Origin of the sequence: Gemmobacter serpentinus, assembly GCF_008973825.1 — a bacterium.
GTDB classification, from domain to species: domain Bacteria; phylum Pseudomonadota; class Alphaproteobacteria; order Rhodobacterales; family Rhodobacteraceae; genus Gemmobacter; species Gemmobacter serpentinus.
The window spans coordinates 1-7092 of sequence record NZ_WCHR01000063.1 but is presented as its reverse complement, the minus strand read 5'-3'; the positions used below and the strand labels follow the sequence as shown (position 1 = coordinate 7092).

General features: G+C 61.4%; 5 protein-coding genes. 1 reads left to right on the top strand and 4 read right to left on the bottom strand.

What is annotated here, in order from left to right:
• Window positions 1-519: IS66 family transposase (locus tag GBJ34_RS20410; RefSeq protein WP_151721004.1), on the top strand; the 519-nt coding region annotated here is incomplete at its 5' end.
• 142 nt (window positions 520-661) lie between these two features.
• Here GBJ34_RS20410 and GBJ34_RS20405 read toward each other — a convergent pair.
• The 4 genes from GBJ34_RS20405 to GBJ34_RS20390 form a co-directional block, all read right to left on the bottom strand.
• Window positions 662-1618, bottom strand: coding sequence for an alpha/beta hydrolase (locus tag GBJ34_RS20405; RefSeq protein ID WP_192931313.1), 957 nt, complete (start codon window positions 1616-1618; stop codon window positions 662-664).
• Window positions 1619-1749: 131 nt separating this feature from the next.
• Window positions 1750-2862 carry an ABC transporter permease gene (locus tag GBJ34_RS20400; RefSeq protein WP_151721002.1) on the bottom strand — a complete coding sequence of 371 codons (1113 nt, stop codon included), beginning with the start codon at window positions 2860-2862 and terminating at the stop codon, window positions 1750-1752.
• Window positions 2863-2866: 4 nt separating this feature from the next.
• Window positions 2867-5635 carry a ribosome-associated ATPase/putative transporter RbbA gene (rbbA, locus tag GBJ34_RS20395; protein WP_151721001.1) on the bottom strand — a complete coding sequence of 923 codons (2769 nt, stop codon included), beginning with the start codon at window positions 5633-5635 and terminating at the stop codon, window positions 2867-2869.
• Window positions 5632-6699, bottom strand: coding sequence for an HlyD family secretion protein (locus GBJ34_RS20390; protein WP_151721000.1), 1068 nt, complete (start codon window positions 6697-6699; stop codon window positions 5632-5634). The genes rbbA and GBJ34_RS20390 overlap by 4 nt, the downstream gene beginning before the upstream one ends.
• Between the last annotated feature and the right edge of the window lie 393 nt (window positions 6700-7092).

Below are 7092 nucleotides of genomic sequence, written 5' to 3'. Positions count from 1 at the left end.
CCCGCAGCGCGCCGCCTTGGGGAAAAGGTCACATGGGTCAGTTCTCAATGGAAATTACGCGCCCAAATGGGTCACTTCTGGGCGGAACTCAACAGCTTCCCGCCAGATCGCCGCGCAGAACTGCGGAGGGCCCATGCCGCCCCGGCCTTTGACGATCTCGAGCGATGGCTGGCCATGCAACTCACTACAATCTCGGGCAAATCCCCGCTCGCCGCCGCCATCCGCTATGCCCTGACTCGCATGGAACGCATGCGCACCTACCTCGACCACGGCATTCTGGAATTGGACAACAACGCAGCCGAGCGCGGAATGCGCGCCATCGCCGTGGGGCGGAAAAACTACCTCTTCGTCGGATCGGAAGCAGGCGGAAAGGCCGCCGCCATCGCCTACACCCTCATCGAAACGGCCAAGCTCAACGCCATCGATCCCCACGCCTGGCTCGCCGACACACTCGCCCGCATCCCCGACTACAAGATCACCAAGGTCAACGACCTGCTCCCATGGCACTGCAACAGGTAGCGGTCAGACCGGACGCTTACGGGCAGGGCAAGTAGGGTCGGCCTCTACCCACCCTGCGCCGCCAGAGCCTTTGCGGACTCTTCGTTCCAAGGCATTGCGATGACCACATATCGGCTTGCAGCTGTCATTCTTCGCGCTCCCCTCAATCCGACAATGCGCCGCCAATCCCGTAAAGGGCGTCACCCAACTGTCCGAAAATGAATGCACCTGCCTGACGCACCCCATTGAGGGAACTGAGCGCAGCATTTGCTTCCCTGCTGTCTCCCGAGAGCAGCCCGACATAGCGACTGTGCGCCGGGTCATCGGTCGGCAGATTGGTGATATCGACGATGCGGACCCCGTTTTGCAGAGCCAGCGCCTGAACCGCGGGATCACGCACATCCACCTGGCCAAGCCTTGTGCGTCGTGCCGCCAGGCGGGCAGACACCCGCAAAGCCTGATCATCGGCCGAGACCAGGATCGTGATCGGATGCCGCATCCGGCCAATCACAGAGATCTGGTCTCGAAACAGGTCGATATCGATATCGGGGGCCGCCAGAACCACCTCGAGCCGGTCCAGCACATCTCCACGCCCCGTCAGGCGCAATTGCAGCAAAGCTTCCATGGTCAATCGGCCACCCATGGAATGGCCGAGCACAATCACTGGTCTGTTCGGACTGCGCCCGGCGGTCAGATCCGTCAGCAGTCCGACAAGCGCTGTCCGCGAATAGTCGGAGCCATCCCTATCGGCCATATAGGCTGCCACATGGGCCTGAGACGGCCAGGAGAACAGAACAGGCGTACCCTCCAGGTGTGCATCCGTCGCAAGCTGCGCCAGGCGGTAAAGCGCCTCCTGATAGCTGGTGTTGTAGCCGTGGACATAAACCCCCACGCCATCGCGCCCCATCCTCGACAGGAAACTGCTCCGGCTCAGATCCTGCTGCCTCAGGGTTACAAAATCCGTCGCCGGATCGGCCACAGCTCCGTTTGGGGGCCATTCGATCTTGCCGGACTCATGTCCGGGCGGGATCGAGATTGCATAGGCTGAGTAGTGCGGGCGGGCCGCACGGTTTGCACCATAAGCCCAAGGGGCCTCCGCTTCCGGGGCACGCGTTGTCACGACATTCACCTGTACAACCCGGGCGCCAGCAGGTTCCTCAACCGATTGCGGCCGCAGCACATCCTGATCAGGGCGGCTCGAGCAGCCTACCAGCATGAACGCGATCAGAGCGGCGCAGAGAACACGCATGTTCACCTCAGGAACTTGCGGAAGCGCCTCAGCGCCAGCCAGAACAAGCCAGAGCCGATCACCAGCAATGCGAGAAACTGTGGCCAGACCACATCGAACCCGGCCCCACGGAAGAGAATACTCTGCGACAGGATGATGAAATGGGTGTTCGGCGCCGCCAGCATGATGTCCTGAATGATCTGAGGCATCGAGTCGCGCGGTGTCATTGCCCCTGACAGCACCTGCAAGGGGAGAAGAACCAGCATCATCAGGAGCGCAAATTGCGGCATGGTTCCCGCAATCGTTGCCATGAAGATCCCGAGCGCGGTCATGGCGAACACCATCAGAAGCGCTCCGAGCAGAAACAGCGGAACCGACCCCGCAACCGGCACCTCCATCACGCCCTGAACCACAACGCTCAGGGCAAAGGTAGCACCGATCAGGACCACGGCGCCCATCGACCAGATCTTCGAGAGCATGATCTCCGCCGCCGTAACCGGCATGACCAGAAGGTGTTCGACCGTCCCATGCTCCTTCTCGCGGATCAGGGCGGCACCCGTCAGCACCAGCGACAACATGGTGATCGACTGGATCACGCTGGAGATCGCGCCGAACCATTTCGGATCGAGAGAAGGATTGTAGCGCGCCCGCAGCGCAAGCCCCACCGGCAATGCGGTCTCGGCCCGATATCCCGCAACATATTCCGACACCTCGGCACTGACGATCTGCTGGATATAACCGCTGCCGGTGAAGGCCTGGCTCATACGCGTCGCATCCACATTCAGCTGGATCGCGGGGCTCTTGCCTGCCAGCACATCGCGCTCGAAATCATTCGGGATATTGAGCGCAAATGTGTCGAGCCCGGCATCCATCCGCGCGTCCATCTGCGTCGTGGTCATCATCTGCGGTTCAACGAAATAAGGCGCGTAGAAGGCCGCCGTGATGCGGGATGAAAGATGCGACTGATCTTCGTCCACGATGCCGATGGCAGCATTCGTGAGCGCCTCAGGTGCCGCATTCGATGAAGTCCAGATCGAAAGCGAGAAGGCATAGACGATCAGTACCAGCATGATCGGATCGCGCCAGAGGCCGCGCAATTCCTTGATCCCGAGATTCCAGACAGTTTTGAGGTTCATGGCCCTACCTCGCCTGCTTCTTGAGGAAGATCGTGCAGGCCCCGAGGATCACCGGCACAGCAATCCCCATCGCAAGCATCGGCTCAATCAGTTCTGCAATGCCAAAGGCCTTGGAGAAGCTGCCCCGTGCCGCAGTGACGAACCAGGTCGTGGGGTAAATCTCGCCGATGACCCGACCAAAGCCCGAAAGCGAAGTCACCGGATCGATCAGACCGGAATAGGACACGGCCGGGATCATGGTCAGCATCGCCGTCGCGAAGAGCGCCGCCACCTGGCTGGTGATGAAGACCGAGACGAGGAAGCCCAGTGCGGTGGTCGCCGTCACATAGATCAGCGCCGCCAGGGTCAGACCGAAGAAACTGCCCGTAAGCGGCACATGGAAGAAGAAGACTGCCATGCCGGTCATCAGGAAGAAATTGAGCATGGCGAGCACGATATAAGGCAACTGCTTGCCGAGCAGGAACTCGAGCCGCGTGACCGGCGTCACATAGAAATTGATGATCGATCCCAGTTCCTTCTCACGCGCCACCGAAAGCGTGGTCAGGATTGCCGGGATCATCAAAAGCAACATCGGGATCACGGCGGGCACCATCGCAACGACGCTCTTCACATCAGGATTGTATCGAAAGCGCGTCACCAGTTCGAAACTGCCGGCCAGCGCGGCATCGCCATAGGTCTCGCGCGCTTTGCGCATGATCCAGCTGGCATGGATGCCCTGCACATATCCCTGCACCGTATTCGCCCGGCTGGGGTTCGCACCATCGAACCAGGCACCGACCTCGACGTCCCGGCCACGCGCAATGTCGGCCGCGAAGCCGGGCGGAATTTCGATGGCGAGGTTGATCTCGCCTGCGCGCATCCGCGCGTCGATGTCGTCATAGCTGGCCAGCGGAGGCTTTTCGATGAAATAGCGTGACCCTGCAATGTCCTGGATGTAATCGCGGCTGGTCGTGCTCTGGTCGCGGTCGAGGACCGCGAAGGTGAGATCCTCGACATCCATATTGATGCCGAGGCCGATGATCACCATCAGGAGCAGGGATCCGATCAGTGCCATGGTCAGCCGGATCGGATCGCGCTGCAACTGAAGGCTTTCAAGCCGGGAATAGCTGAGCAGACGGCGCAGGCTGAAACCTCCGCCTCCATCATGTGGCGCCGCCACCGCCTGGTGCGGACGCTCTGGCACAGACGCGGCGGCCTCGGCCGCAGGTTCCGGCCGCGGCTCGCCGATGGCTTCCTCGAGATAGACGATGAACGCATCCTCCAGCGTCTCGCAGCCCCGGGACTTCGTGATCGCCTCGGCCGTGTCGCTGACCAGCACCTTGCCGGCATGCATCAGCGAAATCCGGTCACACCATTCCGCTTCGTTCATGAAATGCGTCGAGACGAAAATCGTCACGCCATCCTTGCGTGACAGTTCTGCCAGAATGCGCCAGAAGCCATTGCGCGCGACCGGATCGACGCCAGAAGTCGGCTCATCGAGGATCAGGATCTCGGGGCCGTGGATCATCGCCACCGCCAAAGACAGGCGCTGACGAATCCCGAGCGGCAGAGCTTCGGGCAGCGCATCACGCACATCGCCGAGGTCGAAACGAGAAATCATCTCCTCGATCCGGCCAGGGATCTGCTCCGGCTCCATCTCGAACAGCTTCGCATGCAGTGCGAGATTCTGAAGAACGGTCAGTTCCGCATAGAGCGAGAAGGCCTGCGACATGAAACCGACCCGGCGGCGCGTCCTCATATCCCGGGCGTCGACCTCATGCCCGAAGAGCTTTGCGCGGCCCTCGGTCGGCTCCAAAAGGCCGGTCAGCATTTTCATCGTCGTGGTCTTGCCGCAGCCGTTTGAGCCGAGAAAGCCGAAGATCTCGCCCTTGGGAATCCGGAAGGAGACATTGTCCACCGCGACGAAATCGCCAAACCGCTGGGTCAGATGCTCAGCCTCAATGGCGATTTCATCATCGCCATTTCTGCGCGGCGGGATCACCACGGCGGCGCCATCGCCGCGATCCTCGTCCGGCAGCAGCGCGATGAAGGCAGCATCAAGATTGCTTTCCCCGGTGCGCGCCAGCAGCTCCGCAGTGGTGCCGGTGGCCAGCACCTCGCCGGCATTCATCGCCACCAGCCAGTCGAAGCGCGCAGCCTCCTCCATATAAGCGGTGGCGGTGATGACGCTCATGCCAGGGCGATCCTCGCGAATCCGGTCGATCAGATCCCAGAACTGGCGCCGCGACAGTGGGTCAACACCCGTGGTCGGCTCATCCAGGATCAGAAAATCCGGGTCATGGATCAGGGCGCAGCACAGGCCCAGCTTCTGCTTCATGCCACCCGAAAGCTTGGCCGCCGGGCGCTTACGGAAGGGCGACATGCCGGTCGCGGCCAGCAGATCGGTGATGCGCCGTTCCCGCTCTGCCTTGTCATGGCCGAAAAGCGCGCCAAAGAAGTCGAGATTCTCCTCGACCGAGAGCGTAGGATAGAGGTTCTTGCCCAGACCCTGCGGCATATAGGCGATGCGGGGACAGACCCGGTTGCGATGGGCCGTCATACCCATATCACCGTTCAGCACCCTGACATCGCCATCCTGGATGACACGCGCGCCTGCAAGCAGCGACAGCAGGCTGGATTTGCCCACCCCGTCCGGCCCGATCAGCCCGACCATACGCCCCGCCGGGATGTCCAGCGTCACATCGTCAAGCGCGATGGTCTTGCCATAGCGCAGGCTCAGCCCGGCAACCGTGGCGACCGGGGCGGCACCTTCAGCCGCAGCGGCGGCACTCATTGGACCACATTTGCCAGAGATGCCGGCCAGTCCACCTGGGGATCAAGCCTGATATAGGCCATGCCCGGCAGCCCGGTTTTCACATATTCGATGTGCCGAGACAGCAGCGCCGGGTCGATCCGCGCGCGGATACGGAACATCAGCTTTTCGCGCTCATCGGCGGTCTCGACCGTCTTCGGCGTGAACTGCGCCACGTCCGCAACATAGGAGACGGTCGCGGGGATCACGAAACCGGGCGCCGCATCCATCACCAGCCGAACCTCGGCACCGACCTGCACCAGACCGGCCTGCGAGGTCGGCAGGAAGACGGTCATATACACATCGCCGAGGTCGACAAGGCTCAGGATCCGCCCGCCCGAGCCGACGATTTCGCCCTCCTGCGCGATCAGATATTGAATCCGACCATCACGCGTTGCCTTCAGCGTCGCATCGTCGATGGAGGACTGTATTGCATCGATCGAAGCTTTCGCTGCCTCTACAGCCGCTTCCGCATCGACAACCTGGGCCTTTGCCGAGCTGATTCCGGCCTCGGAAGCGGCCTGTGCAGCCTCGGCGGAGGCCACGCCCGCGCGAGCCTGTCTGTCGCGAGCGCGATCATCATCCAGCACCTGCTGCGAAATAGCATTGGTTTTGACCAGTTGTTCCGAGCGGGCCAGCCTTTGTGCAGCAGCCTCGGCAACCGATGCAGCCTGATCCAGCGCGGCCTGTGCGGCGCGATCCTGCGCCTCGGCCTGGGCCACCAGAGCTTTCGCCGTCTCGACCCCGATCTCGGCCCGCCTCAACTGCGCCTCGGCCTGACGTTTCTGCGCGTTCAGTTGCACAACATCCATCTGGACCAGAACATCGCCAGCCTTGACGAATTCGCCTTCCGTGGCGGTGATTTTCGCGATCCGACCACCCGTCAGAGCTGCAACATCGATCTCCGTCGCCTCGATACGGCCATTCCCGGAAGCAATCCCCTGAGGCAGGTCAGGAGTTTGCACCGTCCTCCAGCCGTAATAACCGGCAAGTGCAGCGGCCAGAACAATGACGGGGGCGATTTTCTTGATATTCAATTTGGTCATTGTCCTTACCCGGAGAAAACTGGCTTGCGTCCAGCCCGCAAAATGCAATGTGTGCACGAGCGATGTCAACGCGCGATGACATAGGTCAATGTGCGTCTTCACGCGAGCACTTGCGTATTGTTGAGGCTGACTCTCGCGAGCGATAGTTCCCCAGGCTCTCCGACGTCAGGTAAGCATCGCGTTGAAGAGCGCTCTCGTGAGCATCGCCTTCAGATCTTCCTTCGACATGGCCAGCAGCCCCGGGTTACCGAGCACCGTGCGCATCGTGATGAATCCGTTCAGAATACTGACCGCGAATGTCGCGTTGCCTTTAAAACCGGCACACGGCGCGTTGGGCAGCGTTTGTTGCCCTTAAATGGGACATTCAGACGCCAGCTCGTCGGAGTTTTTCCC